27 protein-coding genes are annotated in these 23,854 nt (G+C 53.6%); 23 read left to right on the top strand and 4 right to left on the bottom strand.

The annotated features are described in order from the left end of the window. Window positions 1-6: 6 nt before the first annotated feature. Window positions 7-486, bottom strand: a complete 480-nt coding sequence (locus tag OGY09_RS09780; protein ID WP_032945263.1) for an Hcp family type VI secretion system effector — start codon at window positions 484-486, stop codon at window positions 7-9. Window positions 487-725: 239 nt separating this feature from the next. After that, window positions 726-1,085, bottom strand: coding sequence for a DUF2500 domain-containing protein (locus tag OGY09_RS09775; protein ID WP_032945264.1), 360 nt, complete (start codon window positions 1,083-1,085; stop codon window positions 726-728). Window positions 1,086-1,226: 141 nt separating this feature from the next. On the opposite strand from OGY09_RS09775, the gene OGY09_RS09770 reads away from it, so the two are divergent. Both OGY09_RS09770 and zntA read left to right on the top strand, forming a co-directional pair. Beyond that, window positions 1,227-1,853, top strand: coding sequence for a lysoplasmalogenase (locus OGY09_RS09770; protein ID WP_032945266.1), 627 nt, complete (start codon window positions 1,227-1,229; stop codon window positions 1,851-1,853). A 74-nt stretch (window positions 1,854-1,927) separates the two neighbouring features. Continuing rightward, a complete protein-coding gene (gene zntA, locus OGY09_RS09765; RefSeq protein ID WP_032945268.1) occupies window positions 1,928-4,126 on the top strand; it encodes a Zn(II)/Cd(II)/Pb(II) translocating P-type ATPase ZntA in 2,199 nt (732 codons plus the stop codon). Between the two features lie 98 nt (window positions 4,127-4,224). Here the strand turns inward: zntA and tusA are convergent, their stop codons facing one another. Then, on the bottom strand, window positions 4,225-4,470 hold the full coding sequence (gene tusA, locus OGY09_RS09760) for a sulfurtransferase TusA (RefSeq protein WP_003827551.1): 246 nt from the start codon (window positions 4,468-4,470) through the stop codon (window positions 4,225-4,227). 168 nt (window positions 4,471-4,638) lie between these two features. On the opposite strand from tusA, the gene OGY09_RS09755 reads away from it, so the two are divergent. Beyond that, complete coding sequence (locus OGY09_RS09755; RefSeq protein ID WP_003827549.1) at window positions 4,639-5,304, top strand: 7-cyano-7-deazaguanine/7-aminomethyl-7-deazaguanine transporter; 666 nt, start codon at window positions 4,639-4,641, stop codon at window positions 5,302-5,304. A gap of 72 nt (window positions 5,305-5,376) precedes the next feature. Beyond that, on the top strand, window positions 5,377-5,934 hold the full coding sequence (locus tag OGY09_RS09750) for a DcrB family lipoprotein (protein WP_003827547.1): 558 nt from the start codon (window positions 5,377-5,379) through the stop codon (window positions 5,932-5,934). Window positions 5,935-5,937: 3 nt separating this feature from the next. Here the strand turns inward: OGY09_RS09750 and OGY09_RS09745 are convergent, their stop codons facing one another. After that, entirely contained in the window at window positions 5,938-7,155 is a 1,218-nt protein-coding gene (locus OGY09_RS09745) for an MFS transporter (RefSeq protein WP_032945269.1), read from the bottom strand. 133 nt (window positions 7,156-7,288) lie between these two features. Here OGY09_RS09745 and OGY09_RS09740 point away from each other — a divergent pair, with 133 nt between their 5' ends. The 19 genes from OGY09_RS09740 to OGY09_RS09650 all read left to right on the top strand — a co-directional run bounded on the left by OGY09_RS09740 (window position 7,289) and on the right by OGY09_RS09650 (window position 23,853). Next, window positions 7,289-8,335, top strand: a complete 1,047-nt coding sequence (locus OGY09_RS09740; RefSeq protein ID WP_032945270.1) for an AI-2E family transporter — start codon at window positions 7,289-7,291, stop codon at window positions 8,333-8,335. A gap of 471 nt (window positions 8,336-8,806) precedes the next feature. After that, entirely contained in the window at window positions 8,807-9,184 is a 378-nt protein-coding gene (locus OGY09_RS09735; protein ID WP_122973818.1) for a hypothetical protein, read from the top strand. A gap of 68 nt (window positions 9,185-9,252) precedes the next feature. Then, the gene (locus OGY09_RS09730; RefSeq protein WP_003827540.1) at window positions 9,253-10,314 is read left to right on the top strand and encodes a class I SAM-dependent methyltransferase; all 1,062 of its coding nucleotides are present in this window, start codon (window positions 9,253-9,255) and stop codon (window positions 10,312-10,314) included. Window positions 10,315-10,354: 40 nt separating this feature from the next. Further along, window positions 10,355-11,074, top strand: coding sequence for a beta-ketoacyl synthase chain length factor (locus OGY09_RS09725; RefSeq protein ID WP_020996072.1), 720 nt, complete (start codon window positions 10,355-10,357; stop codon window positions 11,072-11,074). Continuing rightward, the gene (locus OGY09_RS09720; protein ID WP_032945274.1) at window positions 11,074-11,889 is read left to right on the top strand and encodes a lysophospholipid acyltransferase family protein; all 816 of its coding nucleotides are present in this window, start codon (window positions 11,074-11,076) and stop codon (window positions 11,887-11,889) included. The genes OGY09_RS09725 and OGY09_RS09720 overlap by 1 nt, the downstream gene beginning before the upstream one ends. Further along, window positions 11,870-12,127 carry a phosphopantetheine-binding protein gene (locus tag OGY09_RS09715; protein ID WP_003827537.1) on the top strand — a complete coding sequence of 86 codons (258 nt, stop codon included), beginning with the start codon at window positions 11,870-11,872 and terminating at the stop codon, window positions 12,125-12,127. Before OGY09_RS09720 ends, OGY09_RS09715 begins: the two co-directional genes overlap by 20 nt. Before the next feature lie 12 nt (window positions 12,128-12,139). After that, window positions 12,140-12,391, top strand: a complete 252-nt coding sequence (locus OGY09_RS09710) for an acyl carrier protein (RefSeq protein ID WP_003827536.1) — start codon at window positions 12,140-12,142, stop codon at window positions 12,389-12,391. A gap of 6 nt (window positions 12,392-12,397) precedes the next feature. Beyond that, window positions 12,398-12,979 carry a COG4648 family protein gene (locus OGY09_RS09705; protein WP_003827535.1) on the top strand — a complete coding sequence of 194 codons (582 nt, stop codon included), beginning with the start codon at window positions 12,398-12,400 and terminating at the stop codon, window positions 12,977-12,979. Then, window positions 12,976-14,337 (top strand): AMP-binding protein, encoded by a 1,362-nt coding sequence (locus tag OGY09_RS09700; protein WP_032945276.1) that lies wholly within the window; start codon window positions 12,976-12,978, stop codon window positions 14,335-14,337. Before OGY09_RS09705 ends, OGY09_RS09700 begins: the two co-directional genes overlap by 4 nt. After that, window positions 14,324-14,677: an ApeI family dehydratase gene (locus OGY09_RS09695; RefSeq protein WP_020996070.1), complete on the top strand. Its 354-nt coding sequence runs from the start codon at window positions 14,324-14,326 to the stop codon at window positions 14,675-14,677. The genes OGY09_RS09700 and OGY09_RS09695 overlap by 14 nt, the downstream gene beginning before the upstream one ends. Next, on the top strand, window positions 14,668-16,359 hold the full coding sequence (locus OGY09_RS09690; protein WP_032945278.1) for a glycosyltransferase family 2 protein: 1,692 nt from the start codon (window positions 14,668-14,670) through the stop codon (window positions 16,357-16,359). The genes OGY09_RS09695 and OGY09_RS09690 overlap by 10 nt, the downstream gene beginning before the upstream one ends. Before the next feature lie 3 nt (window positions 16,360-16,362). Continuing rightward, complete coding sequence (locus OGY09_RS09685; protein WP_003827529.1) at window positions 16,363-16,785, top strand: acyl-CoA thioesterase; 423 nt, start codon at window positions 16,363-16,365, stop codon at window positions 16,783-16,785. Beyond that, complete coding sequence (locus tag OGY09_RS09680; RefSeq protein ID WP_032945279.1) at window positions 16,782-17,387, top strand: LolA family protein; 606 nt, start codon at window positions 16,782-16,784, stop codon at window positions 17,385-17,387. The genes OGY09_RS09685 and OGY09_RS09680 overlap by 4 nt, the downstream gene beginning before the upstream one ends. Next, entirely contained in the window at window positions 17,356-19,674 is a 2,319-nt protein-coding gene (locus OGY09_RS09675; protein ID WP_032945281.1) for an MMPL family transporter, read from the top strand. Before OGY09_RS09680 ends, OGY09_RS09675 begins: the two co-directional genes overlap by 32 nt. Then, entirely contained in the window at window positions 19,671-20,255 is a 585-nt protein-coding gene (locus tag OGY09_RS09670) for a DUF3261 domain-containing protein (protein WP_008786383.1), read from the top strand. The genes OGY09_RS09675 and OGY09_RS09670 overlap by 4 nt, the downstream gene beginning before the upstream one ends. Window position 20,256: 1 nt before the next feature. Further along, entirely contained in the window at window positions 20,257-21,426 is a 1,170-nt protein-coding gene (locus OGY09_RS09665; protein ID WP_032945283.1) for a beta-ketoacyl-[acyl-carrier-protein] synthase family protein, read from the top strand. Then, window positions 21,423-21,899 (top strand): hotdog family protein, encoded by a 477-nt coding sequence (locus OGY09_RS09660; RefSeq protein ID WP_032945285.1) that lies wholly within the window; start codon window positions 21,423-21,425, stop codon window positions 21,897-21,899. Before OGY09_RS09665 ends, OGY09_RS09660 begins: the two co-directional genes overlap by 4 nt. After that, window positions 21,896-22,627, top strand: coding sequence for a 3-ketoacyl-ACP reductase FabG2 (locus OGY09_RS09655; protein WP_008786386.1), 732 nt, complete (start codon window positions 21,896-21,898; stop codon window positions 22,625-22,627). Before OGY09_RS09660 ends, OGY09_RS09655 begins: the two co-directional genes overlap by 4 nt. Next, the gene (locus OGY09_RS09650; protein WP_003827516.1) at window positions 22,624-23,853 is read left to right on the top strand and encodes a beta-ketoacyl-ACP synthase; all 1,230 of its coding nucleotides are present in this window, start codon (window positions 22,624-22,626) and stop codon (window positions 23,851-23,853) included. Before OGY09_RS09655 ends, OGY09_RS09650 begins: the two co-directional genes overlap by 4 nt. Window position 23,854: the final 1 nt, after the last annotated feature.

The raw sequence follows: 23,854 nt of genomic DNA, 5'->3' as shown, positions 1-23,854 counted from the left end.
TACTCCTTAATAAATTCGCTCATCCCAAAGGCTGTATGCACTGGTTCCCGCCATAATGTGATCCCAGGTAATTGACTCATAGGAAAGCTCAATGACTTCTTCTGGCTGACCCGCACTGTCATCGACAGTATGAGGCACCTGTAAATGGATGCTAGATATTCTGGCATTGATAAGTTTTATCGCGTAATAACACTCATTTAAACCCGCAGGACTCGTGCGATAGAAGCTAAATTCACAGTTCAATGTTTCATTGTCAGTTATGGCTTTCCCTAATAACGGCGAGGATTTATCTACTGGCTTTATAAACGTCAAACATTGATGGTTCACATTCTGTACCCGACTCATGCCATGATTCACTGTCATGACCATTATCTGATCACGGTGGGCCGTTTGTGATTTATTTCCTATCGAATTTACCGATGCACAACCAGCAGAAATCAATCCCTGCGCCTGCCCATTCAAGGTCAACCACATTGTATTCGCCATTTCAATTCCTTAGCCATTTTAATTACATGTTTATATTCATGCGACAACGTTGGAATAATAGGATAGTGAAAGGCGGATAGCAGAATGGTGATACAATCGATATTTTGGTCACACAAAAAAAATATAATACCAACGTTATTTTCACAGAAGAATAAATAATAACTATATTTGAATAGTGTTATATATTTCAGTTGAATTTATTATCGGCACTGGCAAGATAAATACAGTGCCGATCGGCTTTATTGCCCATGCGTAAAATCAACAAATCGCGAACCTTTGTAACTCAGCGTGCCTTTATCCCCGACCGTTAACGCGTGGTACTGCTGGGCATCCAGACGAAACGTCTGCTCCATCCCCCCGTTTTGTGGCTTAAAGCTGGCTTCATAGCGCATGCTGGTTCCTGCCGGGCTTACTTCCTGCTGACGGGATCGCCGATCGTTTAGCGGTTTTTCCCGTTTGTTACTTACCACCACCTGCTTTTGCACCAGCGGCGCCGCATCATTATCGGCTTTTTCTCGCCGCTGCTGAACAAAGCGAAACGACGCAGCGACAACGATTAAGACAATGATAACAATGAAAAAAAGTGGTGGTTTGCTCATATAATTAACCCATCAGAAAATGCGGAAATAAGCATACATCGCCTGTTATGGTGTTGTCATCTGGCTGTGTCGACCTCTACACTGGACAGTAGAGCCGTGAGCACCCCGCTTACGAAAAAATAACGAATTCAAGGAACTAAGATGCTTTGGTCGTTTATCGCTGTCTGTCTTTCCGCATGGTTGTTCGTGGATGCTTCCTATCGTGGACCTGCCTGGCAACGCTGGGTCTTTAAGCCCCTGACGTTACTCCTGCTGACACTGCTGGCCTGGCAGGCGCCAATGTTTAACGCTATCAGCTATCTGGTGCTGGCTGGCCTGCTTGCCTCGCTGCTGGGCGATGCGCTGACGCTGTTACCGCGCCAGCGCCTGCTGTACGCCGTGGGGGCATTCTTCCTGTCGCATCTGCTGTATACCATTTACTTCGCCAGCCAAATGACGCTGTCGTTCTTCTGGCCTTTGCCGTTGGTGCTGGTAGTGCTGGGGGCGTTGCTGATCGCCGTGATCTGGACGCGTCTGGAAGAGCTGCGTGTCGCTATCTGCACCTTTATCGGCATCACGCTGATGATGGTCTGGATGGCCGGTGAGCTGTGGTTCTTTCGACCGACCGCCCCGGCGCTGTCGGCATTTATGGGCGCATCGCTCCTGTTCATCGGCAACATTGTCTGGCTGGGTAGCCATTATCGTCGCCGCTTCCGCGCCGATAACGCCATTGCCGCCGCCTGCTACTTCGCCGGACATTTCCTGATTGTTCGTTCGTTGTATCTTTAAAACGCTTGACTCTGGAGTCGACTCCAGAGTGTATCCTCCGGTTAATACGAAATGATTATCAACCGGAGGATGCCATGTCGACACCCGATACCCGTGGCAAAAAAGTCCCACAATTCTCTTCTTTCAAGCCAGCGCCTGCACCACAAAAGGCGGATGACTGCTGCTGCGAAGGAAGCTGCCCCACTACACCAACCGTATCCGATACCGTAATAGGTACCCGCTATTCCTGGAAAGTGGCAGGCATGGACTGCGCAGCTTGCGCCCGCAAAGTAGAGAATGCGGTCCGCCAGGTCAGCGGCGTCAACCAGGTCCAGGTTCTGTTCGCCACTGAAAAACTGGTGGTCGATGCCGGTTCCGATATCCGCCAGCAAGTTGAAAACGCGGTGCAAAAAGCAGGCTATACCCTGCGCGATGAGCACGCAACGGACGCCGCACCCGAGTCACGTTTTAAAGAAAACCTGCCGCTGATTTCGCTGATTATCATGATGGCGATTAGCTGGGGGCTGGAGCAGTTCAATCATCCTTTCGGTCAGATAGCGTTTATCGCCACCACGCTGGTCGGCCTGTATCCCATTGCCCGTCAGGCCCTGCGTCTGATGAAAACCGGCAGCTACTTTGCCATTGAAACGTTGATGAGCGTCGCCGCCATTGGTGCACTGTTTATCGGCGCGACGGCGGAAGCCGCTATGGTGCTGCTGCTGTTTTTAATTGGCGAGCGTCTGGAAGGATGGGCCGCCAGCCGCGCCCGTAAAGGGGTCAGCGCTCTGATGGCGCTCAAACCGGAAACCGCCACACGCTTGCGTAACGGCGAACGCGAAGAGGTGGCTATCAATACCCTCCGGCCTGGCGATGTTATTGAAGTTGCCGCGGGTGGGCGTTTACCTGCCGACGGCAAACTGGTCTCCGGCTTTGCCAGCTTTGATGAGAGCGCCCTGACCGGCGAATCGATCCCGGTTGAACGCGCCACCGGCGAGAAAGTCCCGGCGGGTGCCACCAGCGTGGATCGTCTGGTTACGCTGGAAGTGCTCTCAGAACCGGGTGCCAGCGCCATTGACCGTATTCTGAAGCTGATTGAAGAAGCGGAAGAACGCCGCGCTCCCATTGAGCGCTTTATTGACCGTTTCAGCCGAATTTATACCCCAGCTATTATGGCGGTTGCGCTGCTGGTCACCCTCGTACCACCACTGCTGTTTGCCGCATCCTGGCAGGAGTGGATTTATAAAGGGCTGACGCTGCTGCTGATTGGCTGCCCTTGTGCATTGGTGATTTCAACGCCCGCAGCCATTACCTCTGGTCTGGCCGCTGCGGCGCGTCGTGGGGCATTAATCAAAGGCGGAGCCGCGCTGGAACAGTTGGGTAGAGTCACGCAGGTGGCGTTTGATAAAACCGGCACCCTGACCGTCGGTAAACCACGCGTCACGGCGATTCATCCGGCAAGCGGTATTGGTGAGGCTGAATTGCTGGCACTGGCGGCAGCGGTAGAGCAAGGCGCGACACACCCGCTGGCACAAGCAATTGTTCGGGAAGCACAAACGCGCGAGCTGACTATTCCTGTCGCAAAAGAGCAACGGGCGCTGGTTGGCTCTGGAATTGAAGCGCTGGTCAACGGCGAACGCGTACTGATTTGCGCCGCTGGTAAGCAGCCTGCCGACGCCTTTGCCGGGCAGATTAGCGAGCTGGAAAGCGCGGGCCAAACGGTGGTGTTGGTGCTGCGTAACGATACTGTACTCGGCGTACTGGCCCTACAGGACACGCTGCGCGATGACGCTCGCAGCGCCATCAGCGAGCTTAATCAGATTGGCGTGAAAGGCGTGATCCTGACCGGTGATAACCCGCGTGCGGCCGCCGCCATTGCCGGTGAACTGGGCCTCGAATTCAAAGCGGGACTCTTGCCGGAAGATAAGGTGCAGGCCGTTACCCATCTTAACCAACAGTCGCCGCTGGCGATGGTCGGCGACGGCATCAACGACGCCCCGGCAATGAAAGCGGCTACCATCGGTATTGCGATGGGAAGCGGGACCGACGTCGCGCTGGAAACCGCCGATGCCGCCCTGACCCACAACCGTCTGCGTGGTCTGGTGCAAATGATTCAGCTGGCGCGGGCCACCCATGCCAATATTCGCCAGAACATTGCGATTGCGCTGGGTCTGAAGGGGATTTTCCTCGTCACCACGCTGCTCGGGATAACCGGACTGTGGCTGGCGGTGCTGGCGGATACGGGGGCGACGGTGCTGGTGACCGCGAACGCGCTGCGGTTGTTGCGTAAAGGGTAGTGCCTGTTTCTCGCCTGATGGCGCTTCGCTTATCAGGCCTACAGGTTACTCAGTCTTTATAGGCCGGAGAAGCGTTAGCGCCATCCGGCATAACAAGATTACTGGCCTTTGCGCACCAGATAGCGGTACGGCAGCGAGTCGGTCTCTTTGGCCACCAGCTCATGTTCCATAAAGGTACAGAAGCCAGGAATATCGCGGGTTGTTGCCGGATCGTCGGCGACAATCAGCAGCGTTTCACCGGCCTGCATGCCGCGTACGGTTTTACGCACCATCATTACCGGTTCCGGGCAGCGCAGCCCCTGGGCATCAAGAGTATGGTCGGGGGAAGTAAACAGGTCGCTCATCGTCGTCTCATTCATACAAAAACGGCGTTATTTTACGCTCTGTTGTGGCGTAAGCCAATCAGGTTAACGATTGCGTGAAAAACAACCATTGCAATGTGCTCTTAAAGCAGTATCATGCGACGGTTTTTTATTGGGTTCCCTCACCCCATCCAACAAAAAGGTCACAATATGACTCCGTTTACACAAACTCAGCGCGTAAAAGCGTTGTTCTGGCTATCGCTATTTCATCTGCTGGTGATCACCTCCAGCAACTATCTGGTGCAGCTTCCAATCTCCATTTTTGGTTTCCATACCACATGGGGCGCGTTTAGCTTTCCGTTTATTTTCCTCGCGACCGACCTGACCGTGCGTATTTTTGGCGCGCCGCTGGCTCGACGTATCATCTTTGCGGTTATGATCCCCGCACTGCTGATCTCCTATGTCGTTTCATCGCTGTTCTATATGGGATCGTGGCAAGGATTCGGCGCACTGCTGCACTTTAACCTGTTTGTCGCCCGTATCGCCGCCGCCAGCTTTATGGCCTACGCGCTGGGACAAATTCTGGATGTGCATGTCTTTAACCGCCTGCGTCAGAACCGTCGCTGGTGGCTGGCACCGACGGCGTCCACGCTGTTTGGCAATATCAGCGATACGTTGGCCTTCTTCTTTATCGCTTTCTGGCGTAGCCCGGATGCCTTTATGGCCGAGCACTGGATGGAAATCGCACTGGTCGATTACTGCTTCAAAGTGCTGATCAGCATTATTTTCTTCCTGCCAATGTATGGCGTGCTGCTGAATATGTTACTGAAAAGGCTGGCAGATAAATCTGAAATCTCTGCATTGCAGACGAGTTAAAGGTTCATTTTCCGAGTTGTGATAAGATGGACGAATGAGCCGTTATGGCCGTTTATCGAAAGGAAGAAGTCAATGCGCAATCTGGTTAAATATGTCGGTATTGGCCTGCTGGTTATGGGGCTTGCGGCCTGTGATAATAGCGATACAAAAGCGCCAGCCGAGGGTGCTGCCGCAGAAAGTAACGCCACCGGACAACCGGTCAGCCTGCTGGACGGCAAACTCAGTTTTTCCCTGCCAGCGGATATGACCGATCAGAGCGGCAAACTGGGCACCCAGGCGAACAATATGCACGTATATTCTGACGCAACCGGCCAGAAAGCGGTGATTGTGATTGTTGGCGACAACACCAACGAAGATCTGGCCGTGCTGGCAAAACGTCTGGAAGATCAGCAGCGTAGCCGTGATCCGCAGCTGCAGGTCGTCACCAATAAATCTATTGAGCTGAAAGGCCACACGCTGCAGCAGTTAGACAGCATCATCTCGGCCAAAGGCCAGACCGCATACTCTTCCGTGGTGTTGGGTAAAGTGGACAACCAACTGTTGACGCTGCAAATCACGCTGCCTGCTGACGATCAGCAAAAAGCGCAGACTACCGCAGAAAACATCATTAACACGCTGGTTATCCAGTAACGGTTAAGACGATGACGCGGCCTCCGGTGACACCACCTGAGGCCGTTTTTTTAACCGCCAGGTCAGCAATAACGCCATCGCTACCAGCCCTGCCGCTGCCAGATAGATAACCGGCACACCCGCCCACGTCATGACCAGCCCGGCCAGCGGCCCGGTAACCCCCAGCGATAAATCCATAAACACCGTGTAGGTCGCCAGCGCAGCCCCCTGATTTTGCTGAGGAACGGCTTTTACCGCCACCACGCCCAGCGCCGGGAAAACCAGTGAGAACCCAGCCCCGGCCAGCAGAACGCCGATTTTCGCCATCCACGGCATCGAAGCCATCCCGACCAGTAACAGCCCGACAATCTCGACGCTAAAGCAGATCATCGCCACATTCAGCCCGCCTAAACGGTTGATACCATTTGGGAACAACAAACGAGTACCGACAAACGTGCAGCTAAAAAGCGTCAGCGCGAATGCGGCGCCATCCCAGCCTTTGGCATCATAGAACAAGGTAATGAAGGTAGCGATTACCCCAAATCCGGCGGAGGCCAGGGCCAGCGCCATACCATACAACCAGACGCGCCCAAGCACCGCGCGAAATGGCAACGGTTTGCCTTTGCTGGCCTTTACCGCCGGACGAGGGAGCGCCAGCAGGATTGCCAACAGTGCCACGCCCATCACGGTCAGCGCCAGCCCCTGTAAGCCACCCCAGGCATAAAACAGAACACCCAGCGGCGCGCCTATCGCCATCGCGCCATAGGTCACGATACCATTCCAGGAAATCACCCGTCCGATGTGCATTGAGCCAACCACCCCCACGCCCCACAGCGTAGAGCCGGTCCCGGCAAAGCTTTGCCCGATCCCGAGAATCACGCGCCCCAGACATAGCAGCAGCAGACTGGCCAACGGCCAGCCGTTCGTTGATCCCGCCAGTAAATAGCCCAGGCCACTTAAAAAGCAGCCGCACAGCCCAAATACCACAATCTTCTTTGGCCCCAGCAGATCGGCATAGCGACCGGCATGCGGACGGCTCAGCAGCGTAGCGAAATATTGCAGGCTGATGACCAGCCCAGCCCAGAAAGCGCTAAATCCCATTACATCATGGACGTAGCCAGGCAACACCGCGAGCGGCAGGCCGATGGTCAGGTAGCTGGCGAAGTTAAACATCACCACAGAAACAATACGCAGGTTCAGGCGTAAACCGCTAAGCGTCGGTTCAGCGACGGGTTCGGGCATGGAGGGTCACCACGTTTTCACAACAGTGTTTCATTTCTACCATGTTGCAGAGCAGAAATCAGTAGCCAGTTTAGGAATATCAGTCGCAAGCCAGCCGCTACACTTAATGCAAAAACGCAAACAGGAAGAAGACATGATAACCACCCAGCCCGATAAAACGGGTTTGCACATTTTGCTCAAACTGGCCGCTCTGGTGGTGATCCTCGCAGGTATCCATGCTGCGGCGGATATCATTGTGCAGCTGCTGCTGGCCCTCTTTTTTGCCATTGTATTGAATCCACTGGTCACCTGGTTTATCCGCCGGGGAATCGGTCGCCCAATCGCTATTACCTTAGTCGTGGTGGTGATGCTGATCGTTCTTACGGCGTTGGTTGGCGTGCTGGCGTCGTCAATCACTGAATTCATGGACCTGCTGCCAAAATACAATAAGGAGCTAACGCGCAAGGTTCTGTATTTGCAAGAGATGGTGCCTTTTCTGAATCTGCATATGTCCCCGGAACGTATACTGCAACGCATGGACTCTGACAAGCTGATGACCTTCACAACCACGCTGATGACGAGTCTTTCTGGTGCCATGGCCAGCGTCTTTCTGCTGGTGATGACGGTAGTTTTTATGCTGTTTGAGGTGCGTCATGTCCCCTATAAGATGCGTTTTGCGTTGAATAATCCGCAAATCCACATTGCGGGGCTACATCGAGCGCTGAAGGGTGTGTCACACTATCTGGCGCTGAAAACGCTGCTCAGCTTATGGACCGGTTCCATAATCTGGCTGGGACTGGCACTGATGGGGATTCAGTTTGCTCTGATGTGGGGCGTACTGGCATTCCTGTTAAACTACGTGCCCAACATTGGCTCGGTCATTTCCGCCGTCCCGCCAATGATCCAGGCACTGCTATTTAATGGCATTTACGAATGTCTGTTGGTTGGCGCACTGTTTCTGGTGGTGCATATGGTGATTGGCAATATTCTCGAACCCCGAATGATGGGGCATCGGCTGGGATTATCGACGCTAATCGTCTTCCTCTCTCTGTTGGTATGGGGATGGCTGCTCGGTCCGGTCGGCATGTTGCTCTCCGTGCCGTTAACCAGCGTATGTAAAATCTGGATGGAAACCACCACAGGCGGCAGCAAACTGGCGATTTTGCTGGGGCCCGGCAGGCCCAAAAGCCGGCTTCCCTGAAAAACTACCAACCGAGGTAGTTTTTATATTTTTATATGACCGTTAAAATGACGCTAACGCAGTTATATATAGAAGCTTATCTTAAATAAAGAGTGAAAGGGATTTCATTTTTTATAAAGAAAATACATAAGTCAAGATGATGGTTTCTTTACCAAAACGCATAAAAATAATGAATACCCCCCAAAGCATTTAACTTAAGCTATCTACTTAGCTTTAAAGGTTATTTTATTTGATACATTTTCTCTAAAAATCTATACTTCTCGCCAATGATGATGCTGAAAAATTTCCGTTGAAGAAAGTCTTGGGATATTACTATCCGGTCATCTCATTACCTTGCTACCAACTATATGAAATAAAATGCTAATTTAGCTTAAATATAATCATAGGCAATACAAGGTGCCCATGATTTCGGAGTTTATTATTTAACACGTATAAACGGTACTTTGATAGGGAGCTTTAATGAAACAGTATATTAAGTGGTTTGCGGCCATTGCCGTTGTCGGTGCTCTGGCGGGTTGTGCACGTACTGCGCCGATTGATCAAGTTCACACCAGTGTGAGCGCGGGGCATACTCAGGACCAGGTTAAAACCGCAATCCTGAAAGCCGGTATTCAACGCCAATGGGTCATGTCTGAAGTCGGACCAGGTGTTATTAAAGCTCGCCAACAAACCCGCGATCATGTAGCTGAAGTCCGTATCACTTATACCGCCACCAGCTATGACATCAAATACGACAGCAGCCTTAACCTGCAGGCATCTGGTGGAAAAATTCACAAAAACTATAACCGCTGGGTACGCAATCTGGATAAAGACATCCAGCTTAATCTGTCAGCCGGCGCCAATCTGTAATTATGCCTAAAGTCGGGCCGAAAAGGCCCGATACTCTTATTATCTGCCATTTAACAGGTTGTCCCCACATGTACGAACAGGATTCGCTTAGCGCACTGGATGCCATTACTGAAGCACAACGTATCGCCTTTGCCCCTATGCTTTTTCAAACCGCGTTGTGTCTGCGAAATGCGGGAGTACTCACCTGGCTAGACAAGCAAGGTAAACGCGGCGCCACGCTCGACGAAATTACCGAAAACAGCACCATCAACGAATATGCCGCCAGCATCCTGTTGGATATGGGGTTAAGTGGGCGAATCATTACCCACAAAGAAGGATATTATTACCTCGCTAAAGTCGGTCATTTTCTTTTACATGACACCATGACGCGCGTGAATATGGACTTCACTCAGGATGTTTGCTACCAAGGATTGTTCTATCTTGAAAATGCGTTGAAAGATGGAAAACCCGCGGGACTAAAAATTTTTGGCGACTGGCCAACAATCTATCCTGCGCTATCACAATTACCGCTGGCTGCGCGTGAAAGTTGGTTTGCTTTTGATCATTACTATTCAGATGGCGCATTTGATGCCGCATTGCCATATGTATTCGCCAGCGCCCCTGCAACCCTGTACGATGTCGGTGGAAATACCGGGAAATGGGCATTACGTTGTTGTCAGCATGATGACAATATTACAGTCACCCTCTTAGATTTGCCGCAACAAATTGCACTTGCCCGCGAAAATATAGAAAATGCAGGATTATCTCATCGCATAAATTTCCATGCTGTGGATATGCTTAGCGACTCGCCTTTACCTGACGGCGCTGATATCTGGTGGATGAGCCAATTCCTGGACTGTTTTTCCCCGGAACAAATTATCGCTATGCTAAGCAACGTTGCTCGGGTGATGAAACCGGGCGCGAAGCTGTGCATTATGGAGCTGTTTTGGGATGCCCAAAAATTTGAGGCGGCCTCATTTAGCCTGAATGCGTCTTCGCTTTATTTTACCTGTATGGCGAATGGCAACAGCCGTTTCTACAGCGTAGAGAAGTTTTATCACTATCTGAATCAGGCAGGTTTTCAGGTAGATGAACGCCACGACAACTTAGGTGTTGGGCATACTTTATTGATATGTCAGAAGAAAAAATAAGAAACAATCGGAACAACCGATTTACCGCGGATACGCGTTGATGAAATTTGCTTTCAACATTATTGACTGGCAGGCCAAGGCACCAGGGTTAAGCGAAACAGAACAGTGGCATGAATGGTCACGGCTTTCGCACGCCATCGATCCCACCGCGCCGTTGGCTAAGCTCCATGAGTTACCGATGATGACAGCTCGCCGCCTCAGTTCCGGCAGCAAACTGGCCGTCGATTGCGGTCTGGCGATGCTACGCCGTCATGATATCAATGCCGTTTTGTATACCAGCCGCCATGGTGAACTGGAGCGTAACTACAGGATCCTACACGCTCTTGCAACTGAGCAAGCGCTCTCACCGACCGATTTTGCCCTTTCTGTCCATAACTCTGCTGTGGGTAACTTGACCATCGCCGCAAAAAAACCGATTGTCTCCTCCTCGCTTTCTGCTGGCAGGGATACATTCCAGCAGGGGTTATGCGAAGTCATCGGGCTGTTGCAGGCGGGATATCAGCGCGTATTGATGGTCGATTTCGACGGTTTTCTGCCCGAGTTTTATCACCCACAGTTACCACCAGACATGCCAACGTGGCCGTTTGCCGTCGCGCTGGTTATTGAATCCGGTGATAGCTGGCAATGTGAAACCCGTCCACACAGCGCACAGGACGAGACAACGTTGCCGCAAAGCCTGTTGTTTTTACAACATTACTTACAAGATGCCAGGGCGTTTACCCTGCCTGGCGAACGCGTACAGTGGCAGTGGAGTCAGTGATGAACACGATGATCCTGCGGCTTAACCGGGTATGGCGACTGGTGATGACCGGTTTTTGCTTTGCCCTGTTTGGCCTCGGCGGGCTCCTCCTATCTACGATTTGGTTTAACGTCCTGCTGATCGCGGTATGGGATAAAGCCCGACGTCGGCGTATCGCCAGACGCAGTATCGCCGCCAGTTTTCGTCTCTTCTTAACCGTGGCGAAGCGGCTTGGCGTGCTGAATTACCAGATTGAAGGGCGAGACATTTTACGCAACGAACAAGGGTGTCTTGTCGTCGCCAACCACCCGACGCTGATCGACTATGTCCTACTGGCCTCGGTCATGCCAGAAACCGACTGTCTGGTGAAAAGTGCACTACTAAAAAATCCTTTTCTCGGCGGCGTAGTCCGGGCCGCAGATTATCTGATTAACAGCCAGGCTGATGCGCTATTGCCCGCTTGCCAGCAACGTCTGGAGCAAGGCGATACCATTTTAATTTTCCCCGAGGGAACCCGTACACGCCCCGGAGAAGCAATGACGTTACAGCGTGGTGCGGCGAATATCGCCGTGCGCTGCAGCAGTGATTTACGCATAGTGACTATTAACTGCAGCGAACAAATGCTGGATAAAGAAAGCCAATGGTACAACGTCCCATCTGTAAAACCGATGTTTACCATTTCAGTACACGAACGGGTTAAGATCGACCAATTTTACGACGCAAACTCACAAGAACCGGCGCTGGCCGCAAGGCAGTTGAACCGGCATCTTTTGCTTCAATTACAACCAGGTACTTTACCTCTTTCAGGAATTAATGATGCAAGCGCTTTATCTTGAAATCAAAAATCTCATTATAACGACATTGAATCTCGACGAACTGACAGCTGATGATATTGAAACCGAAGCGGCACTCTTTGGCGATGGCTTAGGTCTGGACTCAATCGATGCCCTGGAGCTGGGTCTGGCGGTGAAAAACGAGTATGGCGTGATCCTCTCAGCAGAGAGCGAAGAAATGCGTCAGCACTTCTTCTCCGTCGCCACGCTGGCATCTTTCATTCACGCGCAACGTGCCTGAGGATAGTCCGTTATGACCGAACAAAAAGCCATTTACGCAGAAGTCTCCTCGCTGCTGGTCAAGCTGTTTGAAGTTGACCCGCAAGATATCAAGCCTGAGGCGCGCCTGTACGAAGATTTGGAACTCGATAGCATCGATGCCGTCGACATGATCGTGCATCTGCAAAAGAAAACCGGTAAGAAAATCAAGCCGGAAGAGTTCAAAGCAGTACGCACCGTACAAGATGTCGTCGATGCGGTAGAACGCCTTCTCAAAGAAGCGTAATTCTCCGTGTCGGGCACACGCTCGTTGCCAGTCGTACAACTGCTGACAGGTCTACTGTTGCTAGCCTGGCCGTTTTTGATCTGGTTTGGCCTGGCGCATAACAGTCTGCACTGGTTGCTACCGTTGATGGCGCTACTCCTTTTTTTACGCTTTCGCCAGACCCGGCGACAGGCGGGGCCGCTGCGCGTCGTGACACAGGTAGTGGCGGTCGCGGGTATCACCTTGTGCATTGCCAGTTATCTGCTCAAAACGCACCAGCTGCTGCTGTTTTATCCGGTAGTGGTAAACGCCGTTATGCTGTCGGTTTTTGGTGGATCGTTATGGTCAGCAATGCCCATTGTTGAACGTCTGGCACGACTGCGCGACCCAAATCTGCCCGATGCGGGCGTGCGCTATACGCGCCGTGTGACACAAATCTGGTGCGCCTTTTTCATCATCAATGGCAGCGTTGCGCTCTTTACCGCACTGAATGGCGATATGACCCTGTGGACCACCTGGAACGGCATGGTTTCCTATCTGCTAATGGGAACATTGATGGTAGGCGAGTGGTTAATTCGCCAACTGGTGATAAAACGAGATACCCAATGAAGCAGCCCCTCACACTCGCTCAATGGCTCTGTGCCCCACGTCCGGATGACGTTCCTGTTGCGTGGCAGGAAGAGCATACCTGGACGCTTGGCCATCTGCGCCATGATGTGGCCCAGTTGATAACATATCTGCGACAGCAGGAAGGTGAACGCTGGGCATTGTGCTTCGAGAACAGCTATTTATTCATCGTCGCGCTGCTGGCAACGCTCCATGCCGGCAAAACACCGGTGATCCCAGGACATTGTCGCGTTTCGTTGTTAAACGAGCAGCACTTGCTGTTTGACGGCGTACTGAGCGATAAAGCGATGGACTGGCAGGGAACGCTGCGGGTGGTCAGCTCCGCCATGACATCCGTGGCTCACGACATCACGTTCCCAGCAATACGCAGTGACGCCTTTGTGGAGCTATTCACTTCCGGTTCGACCGGCCAGCCGAAACGCGTGATCAAACCGATCGCTCGTCTGGATAGCGAAGCGGCATTGCTCGCTACACGCTTTGCCGATCGTCTGGCAGGTTGCCGGGTGGTCGCGTCAGTGGTACCGCAACATCTGTATGGCTTGACGTTCCGTATCTTTTTGCCGATGGCCTTAGGTCTGCCGCTGCACGCGGCGATGCTTTGGTATGCCGAACAACTGGCGGCGCTGAGCGCTGAGCATCGGTATGCGTTTATCAGCAGCCCGGCGTTTCTGAAACGCCTCGACCACAACCTGACACCGCCGCCGGTCGAACTGATTCTGTCTGCGGGCGGCATGCTGCCCTGGCAGGACGTCACGCAGGCTGCTGACTGGCTAAATGTCTGGCCCGATGAGATCTACGGCAGCACTGAGACCGGGATCCTTGCGTGGCGCTATCGCCATCAGGATGATGTGGCATGGCTGCCCTTTCCCGGCGTCAGATTCCAGTCAGAAGACGACGCATTTCGTGTGTTTTCACCGCTAATTAACGCTGATGATGGCCTGTTACTCGATGACGTTCTGCAGTTTATCGAAAATGGACAGTTCCGCCTGATGGGCAGACGCGGGCGGGTGGTCAAAATTGAAGAGAAACGTATTTCACTCAGCGAAGTGGAACAACGTTTACTGGCACTGGATGGTATCTGTGAAGTCGCGGCATTGCCGGTCTCACGTGGAGGACGTCAGGGCGTTGGCGTCCTGCTGGTACTGGATGACGAAGCCCGGCAACGCTGGCTTGAGTGCGGTGGTAAACCGCAAGAACTGACCTGGCGACGTTCGCTGCTGCCCTGGCTGGAGCCTGTCGCGGTTCCCCGCTACTGGCGGGTGATTGATGAGATTCCGGTCAACAGTATGAACAAGCGTGTCTATGCGCAATTACAGGAGTTATTTCATGAAACCCCATGAAATCGAGCGCCATCAGGCACTGCCTCATCAGGCTGAGATTGTTTTACAACTAGACCCTTCTCTGTTTTGGTTCAGCGGGCATTTTAGCGTGCAGCCACTGCTGCCGGGCGTTGCACAGCTGAACTGGGCGATGGATTACGCCACCACGCTGCTGGCCCCTGGCTGGCGTTTTCACAGTATTCAAAACGTGAAGTTCCAGTCGCCGTTATTGCCAGAGGCCACCGTCACCCTGAGTCTGAGCTGGCAGGAAGCGCGTCAGATGCTCTCTTTTAGCTACCAGCGCCACGACGGTGACGTGCGCCATACCGCCAGCAGCGGGAAGATTCGGTTATGCCGCTAACCTTTTCCCCGTGCGTGTTGATCCCCTGCTACAACCACGGCGCGATGATGTCGGACGTGTTGGATCGTCTTCAGCCGTTCAATCTCCCCTGCATTGTGGTGGACGATGGCAGTGACGAGACTACACGAGATGAACTGGCACGCCTGGCGGCAGAATACAGCAATCTGACGTTAATTCGCCTGCCCATCAACGCAGGCAAAGGCGCGGCGGTTATTCGCGGAATGCAGACGGCGGCAGATGCCGGGTTCAGTCATGCCGTGCAAGTCGATGCCGACGGGCAACATGCCATTGAAGATATTCCCAGGCTGCTTGCATTGGCAAAAGAACATCCGACAGCACTGATTTCCGGGCAACCGATTTACGATGATTCGGTTCCTCGCTCGCGCCTGTACGGTCGTTGGGTAACCCATATCTGGGTGTGGATAGAAACGCTCTCGTTGCAGATCAAAGACAGTATGTGCGGCTTCCGGGTGTATCCGGTGGCCCCCACGCTGCAACTGGCACAGCGCGTAACGCTCGGCAAACGGATGGATTTTGATACTGAAGTGATGGTGCGCCTCTACTGGCAAGGCAACACCAGCTATTTTATCCCCACGCGAGTCACCTATCCGCAGGACGGGCTATCCCATTTCGACGCGCTTAAAGACAATTTGCACATTTCATTGATGCACACTCGCCTGTTCTTTGGCATGTTGCCACGCATCCCCTCCCTGCTTTGTCGTCGTTCATCGACACACTGGGCGCAGCAACAGGAAGTCAAAGGGTTGTGGGGAATGCGCCTGATGCTACTGGTCTGGCGTGTACTGGGTCACAAAGCCTTCTCCCTGCTACTGTATCCGGTCGTCGGCGTATACTGGCTCAGCGCTTCAACTGCCCGAAAAGCCTCTCAACGCTGGATTAGCCGCGTAAGGGCGCAACTGATCACACGGCGGATGCCAGTACCGCCAAACCTGACCAGTTATCAGCATTTCCTGCGTTTTGGCGGCGCGATGCTGGATAAGATCGCCAGCTGGCGTGGTGAGCTGCACTTCGGTCGCGATGTGATTTTTGCACCAGGTGCAGAAACGACGCTGAATATCAGCGATCCTCGGGGAAAACTACTACTGGCTTCACATCTTGGCGATGTCGAAGCCTGTCGGGCACTGGCCCAGCTACAGGGCAGTAAAACAATCAATGCGCTGGTATTTAGCGATAACGCCCAACGCTTTAAACAAATCATGCAAGAGATGGCCCCGCAGGCTGGATTAAATCTGCTCCCGGTGAACAGTATTGGTCCAGATACTGCCATTCTGCTCAAAGAGAAATTGGAGCGCGGTGAATGGGTAGCCATCGTAGGCGATCGCATCGCAGTCAATCCCCAACGCGGCGGCGAGTGGCGCGTGTGCTGGAGCCGCTTTATGGGGCAAAACGCGCCATTCCCTCAGGGCCCGTTTATTCTCGCGTCTATTTTACGCTGCCCTGTAGATCTGATTTTTGCCCTGCGCCAGCAGGAGAAACTCCACATCTACTGCGAACCGTTTGCCGACCCGCTGCTCTTACCGCGTGCCACACGACAACAGGCATTACAGAATACTGTCGATCGCTACGCCGAACGCCTTGAGCACTATGCGCTTCAGTCGCCCCTAGACTGGTTTAACTTTTTCGATTTCTGGCAACTGCCGGATACCAATGACAAGGAGTAAAGGGTGCTTAACGATCCCCGCTTTACGGCTGAAGTCGAGCTAACTATTCCGTTTCACGACGTCGATATGATGGGCGTAGCGTGGCATGGTAACTACTTCCGTTACTTCGAGATTGCCCGTGAGGCACTGCTGAACCAATTCGATTATGGCTATCGGCAGATGAAAGAATCTGGCTATCTGTGGCCCGTGGTCGACACTCGGGTGAAGTATCGCAATGCGCTGACTTTCGAGCAGCGTATCCGTGTACGCGCCCAAATTAAAGAGTACGAAAATCGCCTGCGTATTGGCTACGAAATTTTTGATGCCGAAACAGGTAAACGCGCCACAACAGGCTACACCATCCAGGTCGCCGTCGACGAAAAAAGCCGTGAACTGTGCTTTGTCAGCCCGGATATTCTGTTTGAACGGATGGGAGTGACACCATGAAATTATGGCCATTGCTCGTGCTGCTCGTCAGCCCTTTCGTCAGTGCCCTGACGCTCGACTCCCTACAACAGCGTTTTACCGAACAACCGGTGGTTCGCGCCCACTTCGATCAAACCCGGACGATAAAGGATCTGCCGCAGCCGCTGCGATCTCAGGGCAAGATGTTGATCGCCCGCGACCAGGGGTTGCTGTGGGATCAAACGTCCCCGTTCCCCATGCAACTGCTGCTGGACGACAAACGGATGGTTCAGGCAATTAACGGTCAACCACCGCAGACCATTACCGCTGAGAATAACCCGCAAATGTTCCAGTTTAATCATCTGCTACGGGCGTTATTCCAGGCGGATCGTAACGTGCTGGAACAAAACTTCCGCGTGGAGTTTGCAGACTTAGGAGAAGGTCGCTGGACGCTACGCCTGACGCCAATCACCACACCGCTGGATAAGATTTTTGCGACGATTGATTTAGCCGGAAAGACTTACCTGGAGAGTATTCATCTCAACGATAAGCAGGGGGATCGCACCGATATCGCGCTTTCCCAACACCAACTAACGCCAGCGCAACTGACCGATGACGAACGCCAACGCTTTGCCGCCCAGTAAACGCCCCGCGCTGTTATGGGGAGTCGTCTGCCTGCTCCTGCTGGGCATCTTTCTGACGCTGCTACCTCAGGCCCGCCTTAACAGCAGCGTGCTGGCCATGTTGCCAAAGCAGACGCTGGGCGCTATACCTCCGGGTCTTAACGAGGGATTTATGCAGCGCCTTGACCGTCAGGTGGTCTGGCTAGTGAGCCCCGGTAAGCAACCGGACCCAGCTATAGCCCGGGACTGGCTGGCTTTACTGCAAAAATCGCACGCGCTAGCCCAGGTAAAAGGTCCAATGGATGCCGACAGCCAGCAAGCCTGGGGGGCATTCTTCTGGCAACATCGTAACGGCCTGATAGATAACGAGACCCGCGCCCGGCTGCAAAACGGCGGCGAAGCGCAGGGCCAGTGGATCCTGTCCCAACTTTACTCCGCATTCTCCGGCGTCAGTGGCAAAGAGCTACAAAACGATCCCTTCATGCTGATGCGAGGCTCGCAGCTGGCCATGGCCAAAACCGGGCAGCGTCTGCGCCTGATGGACGGCTGGCTTGTCACCCAGGATGAGCAAGGCAACTATTGGTATCTGTTACATGGCGAGTTGACCGGCTCATCGTTTGATATGCAACAGACGCATCAATTGGTCACCACGCTGAATACGCTGGAGGGTGAGCTCAAAGCCCACTATCCACAGGCTCAACTGCTGTCTCGCGGGACGCTGTTCTATAGCGATTACGCCAGCCAGCAGGCGAAACAAGATATCTCTACCCTCGGCATAGCCACTGTGCTCGGGGTGATCCTGCTCATCGTGGCTGTATTTCGTTCGCTGCGTCCGCTGCTGCTGTGCCTGATTTCGATTGGCATTGGTGCGCTGGCGGGGACCGTCGTCACGCTGCTGATTTTTGGCGAGCTCCATCTGATGACGCTGGTGATGAGCATGAGCATCATCGGTATTTCCGCCGACTATACGCTCTACTATTTGACCGAACGGATGGTGCACGGTGCGGAAACATCGCCATGGCAAAGCCTTGCCAAAGTGCGCAATGCCCTGCTCCTGGCTCTACTCACCACCGTAGCGGCTTATCTGATTATGATGCTGGCCCCCTTCCCCGGTATTCGCCAGATGGCGGTATTCGCGGCGGTAGGTCTGAGCGCCTCCTGCCTGACGGTCATTTTCTGGCACCCGTGGTTGTGTCGTCGGTTGCCGGTACGCCCGGTGCCGGCAATGGTACTCATGCTACGCTGGCTTGCTGCATGGCGGCGGAATAAGAAATTATCCGTTGGCCTGCCGGTGGCGCTGACGTTGTTCTCGTTGGCAGGTATGGCGACGCTACGCGTAGATGATGATATCTCCCAGTTACAGGCGCTGCCGCAGGGTATTCTTGCTCAGGAAAAAGCGATTACCGCCCTGACCGGGCAAAGCGTCGACCAGAAGTGGTTTGTGGTGTACGGCAAATCCGCTCAACAAACGCTGGAGCGGATGGAAACCTTTATCCCCGCGCTGGAACAGGCAAAAAAAGATGGTTTACTCAGCGGATATCGCACCATTCCGCTCAATTCACTCGCCCAGCAACAGCAGGATCTGTCTCTGCTAAAAGATGCCGCGCCCGCCATCACGAAAGCCTTAAACAACGCCGGTCTGGCAACGGTGAACCCCGATCTTAGCGCCATGCCCGTAACCGTCGATGCCTGGCTTGCCAGCCCGGCCAGTGAAGGCTGGCGCTTGCTATGGTTGTCTCTGGCTGATGGCGAAAGCAGCGTACTGGTTCCCGTTGAAGGGGTGAAACAAAGTGATGCATTAAATACGCTCAGCGCGAAATATTCCGGCGTGGCGTGGGTGGATCGTAAGAGCAGCTTTGACAACCTGTTTGCCCTTTATCGCCATATTCTGACCGGTCTGCTGTGCATTGCGCTGGCGGTGATTGCCTGTGGCGCCGTCATTCGGCTTGGCTGGCGTAAGGGCTTAATTAGCCTGGTCCCCTCAGTGCTGTCTTTAGGTTGCAGTCTGGCGGTGCTGGCCCTGAGCGGTCATGCGCTCAACCTGTTCTCGCTGCTGGCACTGGTGCTGGTACTGGGAATTGGCATTAACTACACGCTGTTTTTCAGTAATCCACGCGGTACGCCACTGACATCGCTGCTGGCTATCACGCTGGCAATGATGACCACGCTCCTGACGCTCGGCATGCTGGTCTTTAGCGCCACTCAGGCAATCAGCAGTTTTGGCATTGTGCTAGTGAGCGGTATTTTCACCGCCTTCCTGCTGTCACCGCTGGCGATGCCAGGAAAAAAAGAGAAAAAAAGAAGATGATTAAACAGACATTCTGGCGCACCGCTGCGCTCGTCGCCACGTTGCTGCTGGCCGGTTGCAGCCACTCGCAGCCGGAACAGAAAGGCCGCCCGCAAGCCTGGTTAGAGCCGGGGACTCGTGTAACGCTACCTACCCCAGGGATTTCTCCCGCGGTGAATTCACAACAGCTACTAACCGGAAGTTTCAACGGCAAAACTCAGTCACTGTTGGTCATGCTCAATGCTGATGACAAGAAAATCACACTTGCCGGGCTGTCATCAGTCGGCATTCGCCTGTTCCTCGTGACTTACGATGAAAAAGGACTGCACACCGAGCAATCGATCATCGTTCCACAATTGCCGCCAGCCAGCCAGGTGCTGGCTGACGTGATGCTCAGTCATTGGCCGATTAGCGCCTGGCAACCGCAATTACCCACAGGCTGGACGCTCGTCGATACGGGTGACACGCGTGAGCTGCGCAATGCCCGCGGCAAAGTGGTCACGGAAATCACGTATCTGAATCGAAAAGGAAAACGCGAACCGATCAGCATTGAACAGCACGTTTTTAAATACCACATCACCATTCAATACCTGGGTGACTGAGATGATCTACATTTCTGCCGTTGGCATGATTAATGCGTTGGGCAATAACACTGATGAAATCGCAGCCAATCTCACTCGTGGCATAGCGCCGGGAATGCGCCCGCGCACGGGCTGGCTGCAAGGACACCCATCCGCCGTGTTAGCAGGCGTTGACGGTGAGCTGCCCGCTATTCCTCAGCACTTTAGCGCTCATCGTTCGCGCAACAACCAGCTATTGCTGGCAGCCCTGATGCAAATCCAGCCGCAGGTGGACGACGCTATCGCCCGATTTGGTCGCGATCGTATTGCTGTTGTTCTCGGCACCAGCACCTCCGGCCTGGATGAGGGTGACGTTCACGTAGATTTGATGCTCAACGGCAAAGAGAGCACTGACTGGCGCTATCCGCAACAGGAACTGGGCGATCCGTCGCGTTTTCTTAGCCACTGGCTGGCGCTGGATGGCCCAGCCTTTACGCTCTCAACCGCCTGCTCGTCCAGTGCAAGAGCTATCATGAGCGGACGTCGTTTGATCGAATCTGGTCTGGTCGATATCGCCATTGTCGGCGGTGCGGATACGCTAAGCCGAATGCCAATCAACGGATTCCACAGTCTGGAATCACTCTCCCCAACGCTGTGTCAGCCGTTTGGCCGCAACCGTTGTGGGATCACCATTGGCGAAGGCGCCGCATTGATGGTATTAACCCGCGAGCCACAGCCTATCGCGCTCCTTGGCGTCGGCGAATCCAGCGACGCGTACCATATTTCGGCTCCCCATCCACAGGGGGAAGGTGCCATTCGCGCCATCGGCCAGGCGCTTAACGACGCAGGAATGACGCCGGAACATGTGGGCTATATCAATCTGCACGGTACCGCCACACCGTTAAACGATCAGATTGAGTCCAACGTCGTGAGCGCGCTATTTGGCGAAACGGTCCCGTGCAGTTCAACCAAACACCTGACCGGGCACACGCTGGGCGCTGCGGGGATCACCGAAGCAGCGATCAGTATGCTGATTCTGCAACGCGAACTGCCGCTGCCACCGCAGGATTTTAGCCAGTCGCCACGCGATGAAACATTGCCACCCTGCGGCATCATTGAACAGCCGCAGCCGCTGACTCGCCCGGTTATCTTGTCTAATTCGTTTGCCTTCGGTGGCAATAATGCCAGCATCCTGCTCGGGAGAACCTCATGAGCCACTTTTTACCACCGGGTGATTATTTACCGCATGATGCGCCGATGCTGCTTCTTGAAGAGGTCGTCAGTGTGGCGGACGAAACCGCCACCTGCCACGTGATGGTATCAGCAAACAGCGTACTGGCCCCTTTTCTCGACCTTGATGGCAATCTGCCTGGCTGGTTCGCACTGGAACTGATGGCGCAGACCATTGGCGTCTGGTCTGGCTGGCACCGCCAGCAACAAGGTCAGGCGAGTATTACGTTAGGCATGGTACTGGGCGCACGTGAGTTAGTCTGTGCTACAGGTGTTCTGCCTGCCGGGAAGACGCTGAGCATCCATGTCAAATTGCTGATGCAGGATGCACGATTCGGTAGCTTTGAATGTGCCATCCAGGCAGACAACGAGACGCTGGCAACCGGTCGAGTCAACACCTTCCAGCCGACATCAGAAGAAATTAACACGCTATTTCAACAAGGAGCGTCCACATGAGCCGTTCAGTTTTAGTTACGGGTGCCAGCAAAGGTATCGGTCGCGCCATCGCCAGACAACTGGCCGCGGACGGTTTTGTGGTCGGCGTACACTATCATCGCGATGTGCAAGGAGCACAAGAAACGCTGGATGCTATCCTCGCCGCTGGCGGCGCAGGGCGCCTGTTGACATTTGACGTTGCCAATCGCGAGCAGTGCCGTGAAATACTGTCGCAAGATATTGAGGCAAACGGCGCATGGTACGGTATTGTCAGCAACGCTGGAGTCACTCGGGATGCCGCTTTCCCTGCGCTCAGTGATAACGACTGGGATTCGGTGATCCATACCAACCTCGACAGCTTTTACAACGTCATTCATCCGTGCATTATGCCGATGATCAGCGCACGCCAGGGGGGCCGTATCATCACATTGTCTTCGGTTTCGGGCGTGATGGGCAACCGCGGTCAGGTCAATTACAGTGCGGCAAAAGCCGGAATTATTGGTGCCACCAAAGCGCTGGCTATCGAACTGGCAAAACGCAAAATTACCGTAAACTGCATTGCACCGGGACTCATTGATACCGGGATGATCGAGATGGAAGAAGCCGCATTGAAAGAGGCGATGTCGATGATTCCCATGAAACGAATAGGTCAGGCTGAAGAAGTGGCCGGGCTTGCCAGTTATTTAATGTCGGATGTGGCGGGCTATGTAACTCGCCAGGTGATTTCCATCAATGGAGGGATGTTATGACACGTCGTGTCGTGATTACAGGCATGGGCGGCGTCACCGCCTTTGGGGAAAACTGGCAGGCTGTCTCCGCCAGGTTATTGGCATATGAAAATGCGGTACGCAAAATGCCGGAGTGGCAGGTTTATGACGGACTGCACACACTGCTGGGAGCGCCGATCGACGACTTCACTCTGCCGGAACACTATACCCGCAAGCGAATTCGCGCCATGGGGCGCGTATCGCTGATGTCCACCCGCGCAACAGAGCTGGCGCTTGAGCAGGCCGGGCTGATTGGCGATCGGGTACTGACTAACGGTGAAACCGGGATCGCTTATGGTTCATCAACCGGTAGTACCGGTCCAGTGAGCGAGTTCGCGACCATGCTGACCGAGAAACACACCAATAACATCACCGGCACGACCTACGTGCAAATGATGCCGCATACCACTGCCGTTAACACCGGATTGTTTTTCGGTCTGCGTGGGCGAGTCATCCCGACATCCAGCGCCTGCACATCCGGTAGCCAGGCAATTGGTTACGCATGGGAAGCCATTCGACACGGCTATCAAACGGTGATGGTCGCCGGCGGCGCAGAAGAACTGTGTCCTTCCGAAGCCGCCGTGTTTGATACGTTATTCGCAACCAGCCAGCGCAACGACGAGCCGAAAACCACCCCATCCCCGTTCGATGAAAAACGCGATGGTCTGGTCATCGGAGAAGGTGCAGGTACGCTAGTGCTGGAAGAGCTGGAACACGCTAAAGCACGCGGAGCAACGATTTATGGTGAAATCGTTGGCTTTGCCACTAACTGCGATGCAGCCCATATCACCCAGCCGCAGCGCGAAACAATGCAGATTTGCATGGAAAAATCACTGAATATGGCAGGTATTAGTGCCCGGGATATCGGCTATATTTCAGCGCACGGAACCGCAACCGATCGTGGTGATGTTGCAGAAAGTCAGGCAACCTCTGCAATTTATGGTGATAATGTTCCGCTATCCTCGCTTAAAAGCTATTTTGGACATACCCTTGGCGCTTGTGGCGCACTAGAGGCCTGGATGAGTCTGCAAATGATGCGTGAAGGCTGGTTTGCGCCTACGCTAAATTTGAGTCAGCCAGATGCCAATTGTGGCGCGCTGGATTACATTATGGGTGAAGCCCGCAAGATTGATTGCGAGTTTTTGCAGAGCAACAACTTTGCGTTTGGCGGCATAAATACTTCTATCATCATTAAACGTTGGCCGTGAT

Origin of the sequence: Citrobacter sp. Cpo071 (assembly GCF_030332765.1) — a bacterium.
GTDB classification, from domain to species: Bacteria; Pseudomonadota; Gammaproteobacteria; order Enterobacterales; family Enterobacteriaceae; genus Citrobacter; species Citrobacter portucalensis.
The sequence above is the reverse complement of the archived record's forward strand: the minus strand, read 5'-3'. Positions and strand labels throughout refer to the sequence as shown.